This is a genomic window from Micromonospora sp. NPDC057141 (assembly GCF_042670805.1).
Classification (GTDB): domain Bacteria; phylum Actinomycetota; class Actinomycetes; order Mycobacteriales; family Micromonosporaceae; genus Micromonospora.
In genome coordinates this window covers 15,932-34,011 of sequence record NZ_JBHUVA010000071.1, presented here as the reverse complement: position 1 = coordinate 34,011, position 18,080 = coordinate 15,932, and the positions used below count along the sequence as shown (strand labels likewise).

General features: G+C 75.4%; 15 protein-coding genes. 8 read left to right on the top strand and 7 right to left on the bottom strand.

What is annotated here, in order from left to right:
• Nucleotides 1-9: 9 nt before the first annotated feature.
• From ACFT41_RS26200 to ACFT41_RS26185, 4 genes are all read right to left on the bottom strand, one after another.
• The gene (locus ACFT41_RS26200) at nucleotides 10-648 is read right to left on the bottom strand and encodes a hypothetical protein (protein ID WP_377586511.1); all 639 of its coding nucleotides are present in this window, start codon (nucleotides 646-648) and stop codon (nucleotides 10-12) included.
• 166 nt (nucleotides 649-814) lie between these two features.
• On the bottom strand, nucleotides 815-2,434 hold the full coding sequence (locus ACFT41_RS26195; RefSeq protein WP_377586513.1) for a PucR family transcriptional regulator: 1,620 nt from the start codon (nucleotides 2,432-2,434) through the stop codon (nucleotides 815-817).
• A gap of 80 nt (nucleotides 2,435-2,514) precedes the next feature.
• Nucleotides 2,515-5,253, bottom strand: coding sequence for a molybdopterin-dependent oxidoreductase (locus ACFT41_RS26190; protein WP_377586515.1), 2,739 nt, complete (start codon nucleotides 5,251-5,253; stop codon nucleotides 2,515-2,517).
• Nucleotides 5,250-6,083, bottom strand: a complete 834-nt coding sequence (locus ACFT41_RS26185; protein WP_377614014.1) for an FAD binding domain-containing protein — start codon at nucleotides 6,081-6,083, stop codon at nucleotides 5,250-5,252. The genes ACFT41_RS26190 and ACFT41_RS26185 overlap by 4 nt, the downstream gene beginning before the upstream one ends.
• 360 nt (nucleotides 6,084-6,443) lie before the next feature.
• On the opposite strand from ACFT41_RS26185, the gene ACFT41_RS26180 reads away from it, so the two are divergent.
• The 8 genes from ACFT41_RS26180 to alc all read left to right on the top strand — a co-directional run bounded on the left by ACFT41_RS26180 (nucleotide 6,444) and on the right by alc (nucleotide 13,883).
• Nucleotides 6,444-7,139: an NTP transferase domain-containing protein gene (locus ACFT41_RS26180; RefSeq protein WP_377586519.1), complete on the top strand. Its 696-nt coding sequence runs from the start codon at nucleotides 6,444-6,446 to the stop codon at nucleotides 7,137-7,139.
• Entirely contained in the window at nucleotides 7,132-8,241 is a 1,110-nt protein-coding gene (locus ACFT41_RS26175; RefSeq protein ID WP_377586521.1) for an XdhC family protein, read from the top strand. The genes ACFT41_RS26180 and ACFT41_RS26175 overlap by 8 nt, the downstream gene beginning before the upstream one ends.
• Before the next feature lie 163 nt (nucleotides 8,242-8,404).
• Entirely contained in the window at nucleotides 8,405-8,911 is a 507-nt protein-coding gene (uraD, locus tag ACFT41_RS26170; RefSeq protein WP_377586523.1) for a 2-oxo-4-hydroxy-4-carboxy-5-ureidoimidazoline decarboxylase, read from the top strand.
• A complete protein-coding gene (uraH, locus tag ACFT41_RS26165; protein WP_377586525.1) occupies nucleotides 8,898-9,251 on the top strand; it encodes a hydroxyisourate hydrolase in 354 nt (117 codons plus the stop codon). The genes uraD and uraH overlap by 14 nt, the downstream gene beginning before the upstream one ends.
• Nucleotides 9,252-9,254: 3 nt before the next feature.
• Nucleotides 9,255-10,109 carry a factor-independent urate hydroxylase gene (gene pucL, locus ACFT41_RS26160; protein WP_377586527.1) on the top strand — a complete coding sequence of 285 codons (855 nt, stop codon included), beginning with the start codon at nucleotides 9,255-9,257 and terminating at the stop codon, nucleotides 10,107-10,109.
• Entirely contained in the window at nucleotides 10,106-11,470 is a 1,365-nt protein-coding gene (locus tag ACFT41_RS26155) for an 8-oxoguanine deaminase (RefSeq protein ID WP_377586529.1), read from the top strand. Before pucL ends, ACFT41_RS26155 begins: the two co-directional genes overlap by 4 nt.
• Nucleotides 11,467-12,783 (top strand): allantoinase AllB, encoded by a 1,317-nt coding sequence (gene allB / locus ACFT41_RS26150; RefSeq protein ID WP_377586531.1) that lies wholly within the window; start codon nucleotides 11,467-11,469, stop codon nucleotides 12,781-12,783. The genes ACFT41_RS26155 and allB overlap by 4 nt, the downstream gene beginning before the upstream one ends.
• Nucleotides 12,780-13,883, top strand: a complete 1,104-nt coding sequence (gene alc, locus ACFT41_RS26145) for an allantoicase (RefSeq protein WP_377586533.1) — start codon at nucleotides 12,780-12,782, stop codon at nucleotides 13,881-13,883. The genes allB and alc overlap by 4 nt, the downstream gene beginning before the upstream one ends.
• Nucleotides 13,884-14,001: 118 nt before the next feature.
• On the opposite strand, the gene ACFT41_RS26140 is transcribed toward alc, so the two are convergent.
• From ACFT41_RS26140 to ACFT41_RS26130, 3 genes are all read right to left on the bottom strand, one after another.
• Nucleotides 14,002-16,518 carry an NACHT domain-containing protein gene (locus ACFT41_RS26140; RefSeq protein WP_377586535.1) on the bottom strand — a complete coding sequence of 839 codons (2,517 nt, stop codon included), beginning with the start codon at nucleotides 16,516-16,518 and terminating at the stop codon, nucleotides 14,002-14,004.
• A gap of 126 nt (nucleotides 16,519-16,644) precedes the next feature.
• Nucleotides 16,645-17,388: an SAM-dependent methyltransferase gene (locus ACFT41_RS26135; RefSeq protein ID WP_377586537.1), complete on the bottom strand. Its 744-nt coding sequence runs from the start codon at nucleotides 17,386-17,388 to the stop codon at nucleotides 16,645-16,647.
• A gap of 78 nt (nucleotides 17,389-17,466) precedes the next feature.
• Nucleotides 17,467-18,072 (bottom strand): YdeI family protein, encoded by a 606-nt coding sequence (locus ACFT41_RS26130; protein WP_377586539.1) that lies wholly within the window; start codon nucleotides 18,070-18,072, stop codon nucleotides 17,467-17,469.
• Between the last annotated feature and the right edge of the window lie 8 nt (nucleotides 18,073-18,080).

The window sequence follows — 18,080 nt, the reverse complement described above, 5'->3', positions numbered from 1 at the left end:
CCGACGGGGTCACCTGCCGCGCGGGGCCGGTCCGGTGTCGTTGAACCGGAAGCTGCTGACCGGCGGGCCGTCGCCCAGCTCCTCCAGGATCAGGCCGGACCGCGCCGAGTCGCGCAGGTACGCCCACCGGTTGCTGATCAGATACTCACGGGCCTCTCCGGCGGGGGCGGACGCGATGACGAACCGCTGAGCCGGGTCGTCCGCCCGGCAGGCGGCACCGCCCACGAACAGCGGCTTACCGTTGTTCGGGTTGCGCGCCTGCCAGCAGACCGGCTGCCCGGTGCCGCCGCCGTAGTACGCCTTGATCAGGTATTCTCCCGAGCCCAGCGGGGTCGGCACGAACACCTGCCGGCCACGGTCGTCGTCCACCTCGGCCAGCCGCCCGCCGTCGAGCAGGGACAGCCCCGACTCGAACGACCCCACCCGGACGATCGTGACCCGACGCTTGCCCGACAGGACCGGGTCCGCGCTCGCCCTCGCCGGCCGGTCGACCGCCACCGTGGCACCGGACGACCCCGCCCCGGCCGCCGGCACCGCATCGCCCGGTGCGGCGTCACCCGCGGACGCCGACAGCGCTCCGTAGAGCGTCGCGGCGGCACCGGTCAGCACCACCAGACCCGCCCCGGCGAGCCACCTACGCACCAACACCGTTTCCTCCCGACTGCCTCGACTCCCGAGGCCCAGGCCGAGGCCGGCAGCCCTGCCGGCTGGCGGTCCTCACTCGACTCGTCCTGATGACGCGCGAGGTGGGCGGCAGGTTTCAGCAGAACCGCGCCGGAATTTCGCTCGCGGCGAGCGGCCTCGGCCGCCGGGGTCAGGAACCGGACGCCTCGCCCAGCCGCAGGGCCAGGAAGAGGTCCACCCGGTCCTCGAACCTGCCGAGGTCGCGGCCGGTGAGCCGCTCGATCTGACCGATCCGGTAGCGCAGGGTGTTGACGTGCACGTGCAGCGACTCGGCGCACCGGCGCCAGGCGCCGTTGGCGGACAGGAACGCGTGCAGGGTGTGCACCAGGTCCGTGCCGTGCTGCCGGTCGTAGCCGGTCAGCGGGTCGAGCAGCCGGGACCGGAAGGCCCGCTGGGTGTCGGCCGGCACCCCGGCGAGCAGCATCAGGTGGGAGGCCACCTCCTCGGCGCGGACCACGGCCACCGGCCCGGGACGCGCCGCCGCCGCGCGGAGGGCGTGGGTGGCCTCCTGCACGAGACCCGGCAGCACGGTGGCGGCCCGACCGGGGGTGCTGATCCCGACCGAGAGACGCCCGGCGCCCAGCCCGGCGGCAAGAACGTCGAGGGCGCCGCGGAACGCGCCGGCCACGGTCGCGGCGGCCGGCCCGGATGGGGCGTCGCCCACCACCGCCAACAGGGTCGGCTCCGGCGCGCCGGGCAGTGTCGTCACCGCCGCCGGCAGGCCCGTGGTGCGGATCGTCTCGCGCAGCACCGCCAGGGCCAGCGCCGGAGGCGTACGCAGGCCGGTCAGGGTCGCGGCCAGCGCGACGAAGCCCCGATCCGGCGCCAGCCCACAGGCCCGCAGCCGGGCCCGCAGGTCGGCCCCGTCGCCGTCGCCGGCCAGCGCCCACCCCACCTGGTCGGCCAGGCGTTGCTCGACCCGTTCGGCCTCGTCGGCCTGGGTCCGTTCCAGGGCGGCCATGTTGACCAGTTCGGCCAGCACGTCGTGCCCGGCAGCCTCCGGCCCGGCCGGCGGCGGGCCGGGCGACGAGGGGATCGCCGGCGCGTGCGCCCCGACCGACGCGCAGGCGAGCAGCCAGGACACCATCCGGTGCTCCGGTGAGCCGGTGATCGCGGTGACCGACACCCGGGTCCCGTCGACCCGGGTCGTGAACGGCAGCCGGGTGGCCGTCAGGAAGGCGGTGCACAGTTCCCGGGCGGCCGACGCCGGCAGCGGGGCGGTGCCGGCGACCAGCCGGCCGGCGGGCGAGAGCAACCAGCACCGTACGCCCAGGTCGGCGGCGACCGCCGGCAGCAGGTCGGGCAGCCGGGCGCCGGCGGCCATCGCCGCGACCACTCCCCGCTGCCGGCCGAGCACGGTGGCCAGCCCGGTGGCCCGCTGCTTCCACACCGACGGCGCGAGCGCCTCGATGACCTCGCGGAAGGACACCTCCACCGGGACCTCGAACAGGGGCACGCCGTGTCGGCGGCAGGCCTCGACCAGGTCGGTCGGGACCCGGCCGAGGGCCGCGTGACCGGCGCCGATCGCGCTGACCCGGGCCTTGGCGCAGGACCGGACGAAGTTCTCGGCGTCGGTGTCCCGCCGCCGCCACATCAGGCCGGTGAGCACCACCTCGCCGCCGCGGAGGTAGCGGCGGGGGTCGGGCAGGTCCGTGACGAAGACCTGGCTCACCGGGCGGTCCAGCCCGTCGCCGCCGGTGAGCAGGGTCAGCCTGAGTGCCGGCAGGGCCAGCGCGTCGCGTAGCAGCATCGTCATCCCCGTCGTCGAGGAACCCGATCGGCAAACGGTAGGACGGTGAGGTTTCCGTTCCGTATCCGATCCTCGCCGGTTCACGGCGGAACGTGCCGACCGTTCGCCCCCGGCGACAGGCGTTGCCAGACCCGGTCGCGGGTGAACGGCAGGTCGGTGAAGCGGACCCCGGTCGCGTCGCGCAGCGCGTTGGCCATGGCCGCGGCGACCGGGTTGAACGGGCTCTCGCTCATCGACTTCGCCCCGGCCGGACCCAGCGGGTCGGCGGTGCGCGCGAAGTGCACCTCCGTGCGCGGCACGTCGGCGAAGGTCGGCAGGTGGTAGTTGCGGAAGTCGGTGGTCGTCACCCGGCCCTCGGCGTCGAGGCGTACGTGCTCGGCGAGGGTGGCACCGAGTGCCTGCGCCACGCCCCCCTCGACCTGGGCGCGGCACTGCATCGGGTTCAGCACCGTGCCGGCGTCCGCAGCGTGCACGCTGCGCAGCACCCTGATCTCGCCGGTCTCCGGGTCGACGGCGATGCGGAACCAGTGGACGTTGAAGGCCACCGACCGTTCGGCGCCATCGGCGTGACCGGTGGCGGTCGGCGGGGTGTCCCGCGCGACGGCCAGCCGGTGCAGGTCGGCCAGGGGCAGCGGCTCACCGGCGCCGTGGACGGCGTCGCCGCCCAGCCGCAGGCCGGCCCGCCCGGCACCGGGGCGGGCCCCGGCGGCGAGGTCGAGCAGGAGCGCGCGCAGCGCGGTGGCGGCCCGGAGCACGGCGGTGCCGGCCACCGTCGTGGCGGTGGAGGCGAACGCGCCGGTGTCGTGCCCGACCAGCGCGGTGTCCGACTGCCGGACCCGGATCCGGTCCACGGCGGTACCCAGCACGTCGGCGGCGATCTGCCGGTGGACGGTGGTGGAGCCGTTGCCGAACTCGGCCGTCCCCACGTCGAGCTGGTAGCCGCCGGTCGGGGTGAGGCTCAGCCGGGCCCGACCGTGGTGTCCCCCCGGCGGCCCGGTCGCGATCATGGCCAATGCGGACCCCTCGCCGACCAGCCATCCCGCCGGCGCGCCCGGCCCGGTGGCCGGCTCCGCCGCCGCGGAGCGGACGACGCCCAGGCACTGGTCGAGGCCGTAGCTGCGGATCGCGAGGTCGTCCGGGTGGCCGGCCGGGGTGATCAGGTCGTCGCCGTCGCGGACGACGTTGCGGGCGCGGAAGTCCTCCGGCGCGACGCCCAGCCGGCGGGCCAGCTCGTCGACGGCGGACTCGACGGCGAAGGAGACCTGACCGAGGCCGTACCCCCGGAAGGCGCCGGACGGCACCGTGTTGGTGTAGACCGCGAAGGCGTCGATCCGCTTGGCGGGGCACCGGTAGACCGCCACCGACTCCGCGCAGCCGTGGAAGAGCACCCCCGGCCCGTGGTTGCCGTACGCGCCGGTGTCCGAGACCACCCGCAGTTGCAGCGCGGTCAACGTCCCGTCGCGCCGGCCGCCGACGCGTACCCGGATGGTGAACGGGTGCCGGGTGGTGGCGGCGGTGAACTGCTCGGCCCGGGTGTACTCCAGCTTCACCGGCCGCCCGGTACGCAACGCGGCGAGCAGCACCACGTCCTCGACCAGCATCTCCTGCTTGCCGCCGAAGCCGCCCCCGACCCGGCCGGCCACCACCCTGATGCGCTCGGGCGGCAGGTCGAAGATCCGGGCGAGGGCCCGCCGGGTGAGGAACGGCGTCTGGGTGCTGCTGCGGACGACGATCCGCCCGTCCGGGTCGAACGAGGCGATGGCGCAGTGCGTCTCCAGGTGCGCGTGCTGCACCCGCTGGGTGCGGAACGTCTCCTCGTACACCACGTCGGCGGCGGCGAACCCGGCGTGCACGTCGCCGCACTCGCCGTGCAGCTCGGCGGCCACGTTCCCGGCCGGGCGCGCGATGCGGGACTCCGCGCCCTTGTCGCCGTGGATCGCCGGCGCGTCCGCCCGCATCGCCCGCTCGGGGTCGGTGACGGCGGGCAGCGGCTGGTAGTCGACCCGTACCCGGGCGCAGCCCTGCTCGGCGGCGGCCTCGGTCTCGGCGACCACGACGGCGAACCGCTGCCCGACGTGCCGGACCACGTCGTCGAGGACCCGGGTGTCCGCCGGGTCGTCGTCGGCGTTCTCGTGCTGGGCGGTGGAGAAGAGGGTCGTCGGCGCGTCCCGGTGGGTGAGCACGGCGAGCACGCCCGCCACGGCGAGGGCGGCGCGCGCGTCGACGTCGACGATCCGGGCGTGCGGCAGGGGCGAGCGGACCAGCCTGACGTGGGCCAGCCCGGGCACGGTCACGTCGGCGGTGAACCGGGCCGCGCCGGTGACGATGTCGGGCCCGGCCGGCGCCGGCAGGTTCCGGCCCACCGCCCCGCCCGGGGCCGCGTCCTCGACGTTGCGGACGCCGCGCAGCGCGTCGGCGATCGACCGGTAGCCGGTGCACCGGCACAGGTTGCCCTTCAGCGCGGCGGGCAGGTCGGCGCGCTGCGCGTCGTCGAGGGCGACGGCGGTCATGATGAACCCGGCGGTGCAGAAGCCGCACTGGAAGCCCTGGGCGTCCAGGAACCGCTGCTGCGTCTCGGGCCCACCGGCGACGGCGCCGACCCCCTCGATGGTGGTCACCTCGCGGCCGACGGCCCGCACGGCGGGATAGAGGCAACTGTGCACCGGCAGGCCGTCGACGTGCACCGTGCAGGCCCCGCAGTCGCCGGTGTCGCAGCCCTTCTTCACCCCGAACCAGCCCTGTTCGCGCAGGTAGCCGCGCAGGCACTGGCCGCCGGTCGGCGCGACGGCGCACCGTTGGCCGTTCACCCGTACGCTCACCGCGCCGTCACCCGGGCCAGCTCGGCGCGGACCTGCTCGGCCAGCCGCAGGGTCATCTGCCGCCGCCACGCCGGCAGGCCGTGCACGTCGTCGTACCACTCCCCGGCGGGAATGCGGGCGTCCAGCAACGCGGCCAGCTCACCCGGCCGGGGCAGGCCGGCCAGGGCGATGCCGACCGGTCGCCGGGTGGCGGCGGTCACGGTGAGGGTGAACGCCCCGGTGTCCGGGTCCCGGTGACCGATGACGAGAGCCGCCGAGCGGCCGAGCGGGTGCAGCGACGCCCGCCGCAGCGCGAACCGGCCGCCCAGGGTCCGCGCGGGTAGGCGGATCGTGTGCAGGTACTCGTCCGGCCGCAGCACGGTGGCGCCCACGTCGCGGACCAGCCCGCTCGCCGGCACGCGCCGCTGCCGCCCGTCCAGGCCCCGGATCAGGCAGCTGCCTGCGGCGGCGGTGACCAACGAGATCATCGGCCCGGCCGGTAGCGCCGCGCAGAGGTTCCCGCCGACCGTCGCGACGTTCCACACCTTGAACGAGGCGAGGAAGGCGTCGCAGCAGCCCCGGATCAGCGGGCCCAGCGACGGCCAGCGCGCCGGCGGAGCGTACCGGGACAGCTCGGCGACGGTGCAGGTCGCGGCGATGTCGAGGCCCGGCTCGTGGGGGTCGCGGCTGGTCCGCAGCGGGGGCCAGGCCAGGGCGGTGAGGTCGCGCAGCCGGCGTGCCTGTGGTTGCGGCTGCGAGAAGAGGTACGTGCCGCCGCCGAGCCAGCGGTCGCCCGGCTGCCACGCGTCGGCGTCCGCGGGGATCACGTCGTGCACGGTGAACAGGTCCACAGGCTTCGCGCTTTCGTTCGGGGCGGATGCCGCCGGCCGAGGGCCCCGCCGGGCGGGTGGGTGCGGCGGGCGGGCCGGGTGGCGGGGACCGGTTGGGGGAATCCAAGCAACCCGGCCGCCGGCCCGACAATGCCCGCCGGCGACAACACGACCGGGGGCGGAACCGGCTTCGTTGGACGAAGCTCCAAACCGGGGCGGGAGCCGCCGCGCCCGGGGCGGGCACCCTTGACAGCCTCCCGGTCCGCTCCGCATGGTGAGCCGATCCGACGCCCGCTCGGGCAGCGCCGCGACCAGACACCTCGTGGTTCGGTGCCGGCAGCGACAGGCGTGGGGCGCTCCGCCCAGCGCGAGGGAGACGTCGTGCAGCTGTCCCGCCCACCCGGGTCGCCCCCCGGAGCCGTCGCCGGGCTGGTGCTCGCCGCCGGTGCCGGCCGCCGCTACGGCAGGCCCAAGGCGCTCGTGCACCACCGCGGCTCGCTGCTGGTGGAACGCGCGGTGCGTACCCTCGTCGGGGCCGGCTGCGCGCCGGCGCTGGTGGTGCTCGGCGCGGCGGCCGACCGGGTCCGCGCCGACGCCGACCTCTCCGGTGCCCGGGTGGTCGGCAACCCCCGGTGGGCCACCGGGATGGGCTCCTCGCTGCGGGTGGGGCTGCGGGCGCTGACCGCCACCGAGGCGGTGGCGGTGGTGGTGCTCCTGGTCGACATGCCGGGCATTTCCGCCGAGGCGGTGCGGCGGGTCGCGGCCGGCGCCACCCCGGCGTGCCTGGCCACGGCCGGCTACGGGCCGGGCCGCCGGGGCCATCCGGTGCTGCTGGGCCGGGAGCACTGGGCCGGCGTGTGCGCCTCGGCCGTCGGTGACAGCGGCGCGGGCGGTTACCTGCGGCAACGGCTCGACCGGGTGCGGATCGTGCCGTGCGCCGACGTGGCACACGACAGCGACCTCGACGCCCCGCCCGCCGGCTCTGTGCCACCGGCCGCCACCGCGCCACCCGCCGCCACCGCGCCACCCGCCGACTCCGCACCGCCCACCGCCGCCGGGTCGCCCGGCCATGAATGAGGTGCTCGCCGAGCTGGTGCGCCGCTGCGACGACGGCGACGCCGTCGGCCTGGCCACCGTCGTCGAGACCTGGCACAGCGCCCCCTACCCGGCCGGCACGGCGATGCTGGTCGGCCCGGACGGCTCGGTCACCGGCAGCGTCTCCGGCGGCTGCGTCGAGGCGGCGCTGCACGAGTCCTGCCAGGAGGCCGTGCGCACCGGACGGCCCGCGCTGCTGCGCTTCGGGGTGACCGGCGCCGACGCGTTCGCGGTGGGCCTGACCTGCGGGGGAACCATCGAGGTGTACGTCGAACGGGTCGACCGCGCCGGCTTCGCGGAGCTGCCGGTGCTGGCCGGGGCCGTCCGCGCGGGCACGGCGGTGGCGGTGCTGACCTGCGTGCAGGGGCCGGCGGGGCGGCTCGGCCGGCGGATCGTGGCCGGCCCGGCCGGCCACCACGGCACCCTCGGCGACCCCCGGCTGGACGAGGCGGCGCTGGCCGCCGGCCGCTGGCTGCTGGCCGAGGGCCGCAGTGCTCCGGTGCGGCTGCCGCCCGCCGGTCCCGGCGCGGCGGAGCCGGTGACCGTGCTGGTGCGCTCCTACGCCCCGCCGCCCCGGCTGATCGTGTGCGGCGCGATCGACGTGGCGGCCGAGCTGGCCCGGATCGGCGACGTCCTCGGCTACCGGGTCACCGTCTGCGACGCCCGCGCGGTCTTCGCCACCGCGCGCCGCTTCCCGCAGGCGCGGGAGGTGGTCGTCGACTGGCCGCACCGCTACCTCGCGGCCGAGGCCGAGGCGGGTCGGCTGGACGAGCGCACCGCCGTCTGCGTGCTCACCCACGACCCGAGGTTCGACGTTCCGGTGCTGCGGTTGGCGCTCGGCCTTCCGCTGGGCTTCGTGGGGGCGATGGGCTCCCGGCGGACCCACCACGACCGGCTCGGCCGGCTCCGCGAGGCCGGCGTCACCGAGACGGCGTTGGCCCGGCTGAGTTCACCCGTAGGCCTGGACGTGGGTGGTCGCGGCGCCGCCGAGATCGCCGTCAGCATCGCCGCGGAACTCGTCGCGGTCCGGCACGGCCGCGCGGGCGGCCGACTGCGCGACGCCACCGGCAGCATCCACGGCTGACCCGCACCGTTCACCAGCCACGACCCGTGGCTGGTGAACGGTTGGACGAACGTCCAACAACGGCACCGGGAACCCCGGCGCTTTTGGCCATCGCGGCGCTGTCCGCCCCACCGGCCGGCCTGTTTGACTCCTTCTGCGGAGGCAGGGCCAGGGGAGGCGACCGGTGAAACGGATCGAGCAGTTCAACGCGCTCGCCGCGCAGCGGGCCGAGGACGAGCTGGCGGCCTGCTGTGCCGTGCCCCGCTGGGCCCGCGAGATCGCCGCCGGGCGGCCGTACCCGGACCTGGCCGCGCTGCTGGCCTCGGCGCTCGCCGCCAGCGCGCGGCTGACCTGGCCGGAGGTCGCGCAGGCGCTGGCCGCCCACCCGCGCATCGGCGAGCGCCCGGCGGGGCAGCGCCGGGAGGACGGCTGGTCGCGCGGGGAACAGTCCGGCCTGGACGGGTCGTCCGACCGGACCCGGGCCGCCATCGCCGAGGCCAACGAGGAGTACGAGCGCCGCTTCGGGCACCTGTTCCTGATCTGCGCCGCCGGCCGCAGCGACACGGAGCTGCTGGCCGCCGCGCGGGACCGGCTGGCGCACGACGAGGCCACCGAACGGGAGGTGGTACGCGAGGAACTGGCGAGCATCGCCGCGCTGCGGATCAGGAAGCTGCTCGATGAGCCGGCCTGACGCGGGCGCGACCGCGCCGCTCTCCACGCACGTGCTGGACACGGTCGTCGGGGCCCCCGCGCCGGGCATCCCGGTCCGGCTCGACCGGCTCGACGGCGGGCGGTGGCGACAGGTCGGCACCGGTCTGACCGACGCCGACGGCCGGTTGCGCGACTGGGTGCCGGCGGGGCAGTGGACGGCCGGCCGGTACCGGCTCGTCTTCGACCTCGACGGGCACCTCGGACCGGATCCCTTCTTCCCGGAGGTGGTGCTCACCTTCGCAGTCGGCGATCCCGCGGCGCACCTGCACCTGCCGCTGCTGCTCAGTCCGTTCGGCTACACCACCTACCGAGGGAGTTGACAGATGGGAATCGTGCTGGGGCCCAACCGGTACGGCAAGGCCCAGGTGCGCGTGGTCCACGTGGTCCGCGACGGCGACCGGCACACGCTGCGGGACCTCGACGTGCGTACCGCCCTCGCCGGGGACCTGGCCGCCACCCATCTCACCGGCGACAACAGCCAGGTGCTGCCGACCGACTCACAGAAGAACACGGTGTACGCGTTCGCCCGCAGGCACGGCGTCGCCTCCCCCGAGGCGTTCGCGCTCCTGCTGGCCCGGCACTTCGTGCACAGCCAACCGGCCATCCGGCACGCGCGGGTGGCGGTGCGGGAGTTCGGCTGGCAGCGGCTCGGGCAGCACTCCTTCCAGCGCAGCGGCGCGGAGACCCGCACCGCGACGGTCACCTACGACGGGGACGCCGCACGGGTGGTGTCCGGGCTGACCGATCTGGTGCTGATGAACACCACGAACTCCGAGTTCCACGGCTTCGCGCGCGACGAACACACGACGCTGCCGGAAAGCACCGATCGGATCCTGGCCACCGCCGTGGACGCCCGCTGGCGGCACCTCGACGCCCACGCGGACTGGGACGCCGCCTACCGGCAGGTACGCGAGGCGCTGGTCGCCGCGTTCGTCGAGACGTACAGCCGCTCGTTGCAGCAGACGTTGTACGCGATGGGCCGCCGGGTGCTGGAGACCAGGCCGGAGCTGGCGGAGATCCGGCTGTCGCTGCCCAACCGGCACCACGTCCCGGTCGACCTGTCGCCGTTCGGGCTGGACAACCCCAACGCCGTCTTCGTCGCCACCGACCAGCCGTACGGGGTGATCGAGGGCACCGTCGGCCGCGACGACGTCGCACCGGCCGACGGCGACTGGTGACCGCCGTGATCGTCATCGACAACTGCGCCGTCGCCACGGTCGACGCCGCCGGCACCGAGCACCGCGCCGGCCACGTGGTGATCGGCGACGACGGGCGGATCACCGCCGTCGGGGTCGGGCCGGCCGGCCCCGTGGACCCGTCGGCCCGCCGGGTCGACGGCACCGGCTGCCTGGCCACCCCGGGCCTGGTCAACGCCCACCACCACCTCTACCAGTGGGTGACCCGGGGGCTGGCCCAGCAGTCCGACCTGTTCGGCTGGCTCACCACCCTCTACCCGGTCTGGGCCCACCTGGACGCCGACATGGTCAACGCGGCGGCAGCCGCCGGGCTGGGCTGGCTCGCCCTGTCCGGCTGCACCACCAGCACCGACCACCACTACGTGTTCCCCCCGGGCGGCGACGACCCGCTGGCCGCCGAGATCGAGGCCGCCCGGCTGGTCGGGCTGCGCTTCCAGCCGTGCCGGGGGTCGATGGACCTCGGCCGGTCGGCGGGCGGCCTGCCCCCGGACTCGCTGGTGGAGCGCACCGAGGCGGCGCTGCTGGCCACCGAGGCCGCCATCGACCGCTACCACGACCCGTCCCCCGGCTCGATGCTGCGCGTCTCGGTGGCCCCGTGTTCGCCGTTCTCGGTCACCGGCACCCTGATGCGGGAGTCCGCCGCGCTGGCCCGGCGGCGGGGGGTCCGGCTGCACACCCACCTCGCGGAGACCGCCGAGGAGGAGGAATACTGCCGCGCCACCCACGGCTGCACCCCGGTCGAGTACGCCGAACAGCTCGGCTGGCTCGGCGACGACGTGTGGCTGGCCCACGGCGTACACCTGGACGACCCGGCGCTGGCCCGGCTGGCCGCCACCGGCACGGCGGTGGCGCACTGCCCCAGCTCGAACGCCCGCCTCGGCGCCGGCACCGCCCGCGTGCCGGACCTGCTCACCGCCGGGGTGCCGGTGGGCCTCGGCGTCGACGGCGCCGCCTCCCAGGAGGCCGGCCAGCTCGGCGCGGAACTGCGCCAGGCGTTGTACGCGGCCCGCCTGCGCGGCGGCCCGGCGGCGCTGACCGCCCGGCAGGCCCTCGCCCTGGGCACCATGGGCGGGGCGCGGTGCCTCGGCCGCGCCGACGAGATCGGCTCGCTGGAGGTGGGCAAGCTCGCCGACGTCGCGCTCTGGCGCCTCGACGGGCTGGGCCACGCCGGCATCGACGACCCGGTGGCGGCGCTGGTGCTCGGCCCGCCGGCACCGCTGGCGCTGCTGCTGGTCGGCGGCCGGACCGTCGTCGAGCATGCGGAGCTGCGGACCGCCGACGCCGACACCCTCGCCCTGGCGGCCACCCGGGCGCACCGCCGGCTGCTGGCGGGGGTCCGATGAGCTACGACCTGGTGGTGCGGTCCCGTCGGGCGGTGCTGCCGCACGGGCAACGGCCGGCGGCGGTCGCCGTGCGCGCCGGCCGGATCGCCGCGCTCGCCGGATACGACGCGCCGCTCGACGCCGCCGTCGACGAGGATCTGGGCGACGTCGCCCTGCTGCCCGGCCTGGTGGACACGCACGTGCACGTCAACGAGCCCGGCCGCACCGAGTGGGAGGGCTTCGCCAGCGCCACCCGGGCCGCCGCGGCCGGCGGCGTCACCACCCTGATCGACATGCCGCTGAACAGCGTCCCGCCGACGGTCACCGTGGCCGCGCTGGAGGCCAAGCGCGCCGCCGCGCGGGGCCGCTGCCACGTCGACGTCGGGTTCTGGGGCGGCGTGGTGCCGGGCAACCTCGGCGACCTCGTGGCGCTGGACCGGGCCGGGGTGTTCGGCTTCAAGGCGTTCCTCGTCGACTCGGGCGTGCCGGAGTTCCCGCCGGTCGACGCCGACCTGCTGGAGCGGGCCCTGGGCACGGTCGACGCGCTCTTCGTCGTGCACGCCGAGGACCCGGGGTCGGTACGCGAGTCGCCCCCGTCGCCGCGCTACGCCGACTTCGTGGCGTCCCGGCCGCCGGTGGCCGAGCGGTCCGCCGTCGCCACGGTGGTGGCCGCCGCCCGCCGCACCGGTGCCCGGATGCACGTGTTGCACCTGTCGTCGGTCGGGGCCCTGCCCGAGCTGGTCGCCGCGCGGGCCGCCGGTGTGCGGCTGAGCGTGGAGACGTGCCCGCACTACCTCGCGTTGACCGCCGAGCAGGTGCCCGACGGCGCGACGGAGTTCAAGTGCTGCCCGCCGATCAGGGACCGGGCCAACCAGGACCTGCTCTGGGCGGCGCTGGCCGACGGCGCGGTGGACTGTGTGGTCAGCGACCACTCGCCCTGCCTGCCGGAGCTGAAACGGGCCGACACCGGAGACTTCGCCGCCGCCTGGGGCGGCATCGCGTCGGTGCAGCTCAGCCTGCCGGTGGTGTGGACCGAGGCCCGTCGCCGGGGGCACGGCCTGGCCGACGTGGTCGGCTGGATGGCCACCGGCCCGGCCGACCTGGTCGGGCTGCCCGGAAAGGGGCGGATCTCGGTGGGCGGCGACGCCGACCTGGTGGCCTTCGACGCGGACGCCGGCTTCCGCGTCGAGCCGGGCCTGCTGCACCACCGGCACCCCGTGACGCCGTACGCCGGGCAGTGGTTGACCGGGGTGGTGCGGTCCGTGTGGCTGCGCGGTGAACCGGTCACCGGCGACGCCCCGCGCGGCCGGCTGCTGCGGGCGGGTGTGGCATGAGCACCCCGGCCGACCCGGCCGCCGCCTGCCCCGGCCGTGCCGCCCTCGCCGACCTGGCCGCGCTGCCCGATCTGACCACCCTGCCCGACCTGGCGTCGCGTGCCTTCGGCGGCGGCGTGATCGCCGCCAACGACGAGTTCTTCGCCGCCGCCGACAACCTGGTCGACCCGCTGCCGCCGACCTTCTCGCCCCGCACCTTCGCCGCGAAGGGCCAGGTCTACGACGGCTGGGAGACCCGCCGCCGCCGCGAGCCCGGCTGCGACCACGCCATCGTCCGGCTCGGCCTGCCGGGCGTCGTGCGGCTGCTGGTCGTCGACACCAGCTTCTTCACCGGCAACTATCCGCCGTTCGCCGCCGTCGACGGGTGCGCCGTCGACGGCTACCCGGGGCCGGACGAGCTCGCCAAGGCACACTGGGTGCCGCTGCTCGACCGCTCGCCGCTGGCCGGCGACAGCCGCAACGTCTTCCCGGTCAGCGTGCCCCACCACGTCACCCACGTGCGGCTCACCATCTTCCCCGACGGCGGGGTCGCCCGGCTGCGGGTGCACGGGGACGTGGTGCCCGACCCCCGGTTGCTGCCCGATATCCTCGACCTGGCCGCGACGGAACACGGCGGCCGGGTGCAGGGGTGCAGCGACCGGTTCTACGGCGCCCCGCAGAACCTGCTCGCCCCCGGCCCGGCCCGGGTGATGGGCGAGGGCTGGGAGACCGCCCGCCGCCGCGACGACGGCAACGACTGGGTGCTGGTCCGGCTGGGCGTGCCGGGGGTCGTGCACTTCGTGGACCTGGACACCAGCCACTTCAAGGGCAACGCCCCGGGCCGGGCCGCGCTGCGCGCCGCCGACGACCGCCACGGCGACCTCGACGACCCGGCGGCGTGGTTTCCCCTGCTGCCGGAGACCCGGCTGCGGCCGGACACCCGGCACCGCTTCCCGGTCACCGAGCCCCGGGCCGCCACCCACGTCCGGCTGGACATCTTCCCCGACGGCGGGATGGCCCGGCTGCGGGTGACCGGCCGGATCGACGCGGCCGGCCGGGACGCGCTGATCGCCCGTCGGCAGCGTACCCGGCTGCCGGCGGCCGGCCCCGACGGCGGGTGAGGCCGGACAGGCCCGCCCCCGCTCGGTCGCGTCGCCGGATCAGCGCCGGCAGACCGAAGGTCCCCCAACCGGACACGGCGCACAGACCAACCAGAAGATCCTCGAACCGCCTCTTCGCTCAGAGGCGAGGGCGATCCGCGCCGGACAGATGGTCCTGGAGACGCGCATGGCGAAACTGGTAGGCGGCTCCGACCCGCCGGAGGACCCCACGCCGGTAGGCATCGTCCAGGAAACGCATCACGCGCCAGGGCAGGTGACCGCCTGCCCCCAGCCAGAGCCGCGCCACCGCGAACCGGATCCAGGCACCACCGAATCCACCCACGAGCCCAGCGCCGAGCCCACCCACCAGCCCGATCCCGAGCACACCGGAGAGCCCACCCCCGAGCCCGTACACCAGTGCGCCGACGACTCCGCCCATCAGCCCGAACGCGACCCCGTACGCGAGGACGCCGGTGAGGAAGAGGGCTCGGTCGCCACGGAGGGTGAGCCGGGGATCGAGGAGTTCGCTACGGTTGGCGGGCCTGAGCCCGTACGGGACGCCGCCGGCGAGCCCGACCACCAACCCGACCGCGAGGCCGACCGCAGGGCCCACCACGAGCCCGGCCAGGAACCAACCCACGAGCCCGTACACGATTCCGAACCCGAGGTTTCCGGGGTGTACGCGCAGTCGGCTCGGCCCGGCCACCTCGTGGGTGAGGTGCACGGCGAAGCCGCCCGTGAACCTGAGCCCGGTCACCAGCCCGACCACCGGCCCCGTCACGAGTCCGACCACGAATCCGGCCACCGGACCGGCAAGAAACCCGGCCGAAAGCCCGCCCACGAGCCCGTACACCAGCCCGAAGGTGAGGTTATCGGGGTTCACACGCAGCCGGCCCCGCCCGGCGACCTCGCGGGTGACGTGCACGGATCCGGCGGTGCGGTGGAAGCGAGCCACGAGGCCGAACGCGGCGCCGCCCAGACCCCCGCCCACGAGCCCGATCGCCGGCCCGACCACCGGCCCGATCACCGGTTCACCCACGACCCCGACGGCGGATCCGAAGACGAGCCCGAACGCCGACCCGACCGCGAGCCCGAACGTGAGGTTCTCGGGATTCACGCGCAACCGGCCTGGTTCGGCGGCGTCGTGGGTAAAGTGCACGAATCCTGCGGAGATCCTGAGTCCGGCCGCGAGCCCGAACACCGGACCGACCAGGAGCCCGGCGGTAAGCCCGGCCGGCTGCCCCGCCGTGAGCCCGTACACCAGCCCGAACACGAGCCCGCCCACCGGTCCGATCAGGAGCGCGTACGCGAGCCCGACCGTGAGGCTGACCGCGAGCCTGGGTTGCGGAACGGCGGTGACGAGTTGCCACCAGTGCAGGTCGCTGCCGCCCTGTCGATGCAGGTGACGGGCGAGGAAGGTCAGCCATTTGCGGGCTTCGCCGGGCGGGTAGTGGTGCACGGGTGGCGGGTTGTCGACGTCCCGGGCGGGGGTACGGGGATGGTAGAGGGTGGGCAGGTATGCCTCGAGCAGGTGTTCCTCAATGGCCGTCCGGTCGGTGAACCTGGTCAGCGCCCCCGGGTCGGTGTGCGGCGGGGTGTAGACGGTGCGGGCCAGGTACACCATCAGCGGGGTGGCCAGTGCCTGGGCCGACGGCCCGTGCGGGTGGGTTCGCAGGTGGGCGGTGACCGCTGCCCAGCGTCGTACGCCGTTGATCTGCCCTGCGGGCAGGTATTCGCTTGCCTGTCGTCCGGTGAGGGGTTCGATCTCCACCACGGCGGCGCGGGCCAACGGGGTGCCGGTCGCGGCGATGGTCTCCTGGTACTCCTCGGCGCGGCAGGTGAGCACCAACGGCCGGTCGCGACCCACCGCGTCGGTCAGCGCCGCCACCGCGGCGGCGCGGGACGGCGCGGGAATCTCGTCCAGCCCGTCGAGCACCGACACGATCCGGGCCCGGTCCACGAGCCGCCCGGCGGCGTCCCGACCGAAGCGTCCCTGGTCACCCAGCGCGGGGTAGAGCTCGGCCAGCCGGCGGGCCAGCCACGTGTCCGCATGCTCCCGGTCGGGGTCCCAGCCGGCCAGGTTCAGCAGCACCGGCACCTCCCGGCGGTCCTGCCGTTCGGTGAGCAGGCCGAGGGTGAGCAGGACCGCGAGAGAGGTCTTCCCGGCCCCGGCCGCTCCGATGACCACCAACTGCCGAGCCGGTAGCTGCCGCCACAGCTGGGCGATCCCGGTGACGTCGCCGGACAACCGGGTGATCTTCCGGCTTCCGGTGGGACCGAAGACCTCCCCTTCCGTGGCGGTGACCGGCCGGCCGGTGGGGCACCACCGCACCCGCAGCGGCTCGGGCCGCAGCAACCCCCGAGCCCCGGCTTCGTGCGCCCACTGCCGGTGTACCTGCCGGGCCAGCTCGTCACAGGCGTCGTCCAGCAGCGTCGCGGGGTCGGCCGGCACCGGGCGACGCGCCGCCCGCAGTCCCGCGACGGCCACCACCAACCCCAGCGTGCCCATCGCCGCGCCGACCACGCTGCCCAACTGGTCTGCGGTGCCCAGCCGTTCCGGGGAGCCCTGTAGCAGCAGCAGAACCGTTCCCGCCAGACCGGCCACCCCGGCGCCCAGCAACAACCACGAGCGCGTCCGGCCCTTATCTTCCCGCACCCCTGCCATCATGGCCGACAACGACCATCCACCCAGGATGGACCCGCCGAAATCGGGAACATCCCGCGCCGTTCTTGGCGGAATCCGAAGCACATCGCCGTGGCTCGGGGTCGACCGTGACGGTGGTCAGCCGCGGCGTAGCACCAACGTCACGAAACCCAGCACGTCGCGGTACCCACGCAACCACTGATCGCGGTGCTCCCGGGCAACGGTGAGCGCCTCGGTGGCGTCCGGGTGGCCGGGGTTGTCCAGCGCCCACTCCGTGAGCGAACCGATCCACGACCATTCGTAGTCGTCCCACTCGGCGGCGTCGCTGACATGGGCGTACGTCGGCGTCCAGCCGGCCCGCTCGGCGGCGTCGACCAGGCCGGCGAGGTCGGTGAACTCCTCGGGCTTCGCACCGAGCGCCGCCAGTGCCTCCGGGGTCGGCGGGACCTGCCAGAACCCCTCGCCGACCAGGAGGATGCCGTCGGCGTTGACGTGCCGACCGGCCAGCTCCAGCGTCCCGCCGAATCCGCCGAACGCGTGGGTCGAGCCGACGCACAGCACCAGGTCGTAGTCGCCGTCGGGCACGTACGTCCGGGCGTCGCGCTCGTGCAGGGTGAGCCGGTCCGCGAGGCCGCGCGCGGCGGCGGCGCCGGCCGCGCGGTCGAGGGCGTACGCGCTGACGTCCACGCCGTCCGCGTGCCCGTCCGGATGGTGGGCGAGGGCCTGCAACATCCAGGCGCCCTCGCCACAGCCGAGGTCGAGGACACGAGCCGTCGGTTGACGGCCCGCTCGACGCAGGAGCCGGTTGACGTTGACATCGAAGATCGGGGCCGCGATCGGGTGGCGCGAGTGCGCGATGCTGCTGAGCCGTTGACGATCCACCGTCCGAGTCAACACGGGTCCGGTCGCCCACCGCACTCGGATTGCGTGCCACGCATGCTCGGCGGAGTGGAGGACCGATCACGGTGGGTTCAGCAGCCTGGCCTTCTGCGGGTGGATCGTCTCGTGGCGGGCCAGCATGGCGACGAACTCGCCGATCTTGCGCTCCCGGGTCTGCGCGCGTTTGACGGCGTTGAGGCGGTGGATGAGAGCGAACCGGTTGGTCTTGGTGAGCACGTCGAACATGGCCTGGGCGGCGGGGTCGGCGGCGATGGCGGCGAGAAGGTCGGCCGGCACCTCGGCCTCCGACGGCGGGGCGTAGGCGGCCGCCCACCGCCCGTCCGCCTTCGCGGCCGCCACCGCGGCGCGGCCAGCGGGCAGCATCCGCCCGTGCGCCTCCAGCCGGGCCACGTGCGCGACGTTGCGCTGTGACCAGATGCTGCGGGGCCGGCGCGGGGTGAACCGGATCCAGGAGGTCTCCTGATCCCGTTTGCGGGCCTGCCCGTCGATCCAGCCGAAACACAGGGCCTCGTCGACCGCCTGCTGCCAGGTCAGCGTCGTGACGGTGCCGCCCTTCCTGGTCAGGGCGAGCCAGACACCGGGCGACGTGGCGTGGTGGGCCGACAACCACGAACGCAGCGCGTCGGCGTCCGCAACGATCAACTCATCCAGTTCGACACTCGCCATGACGGCAG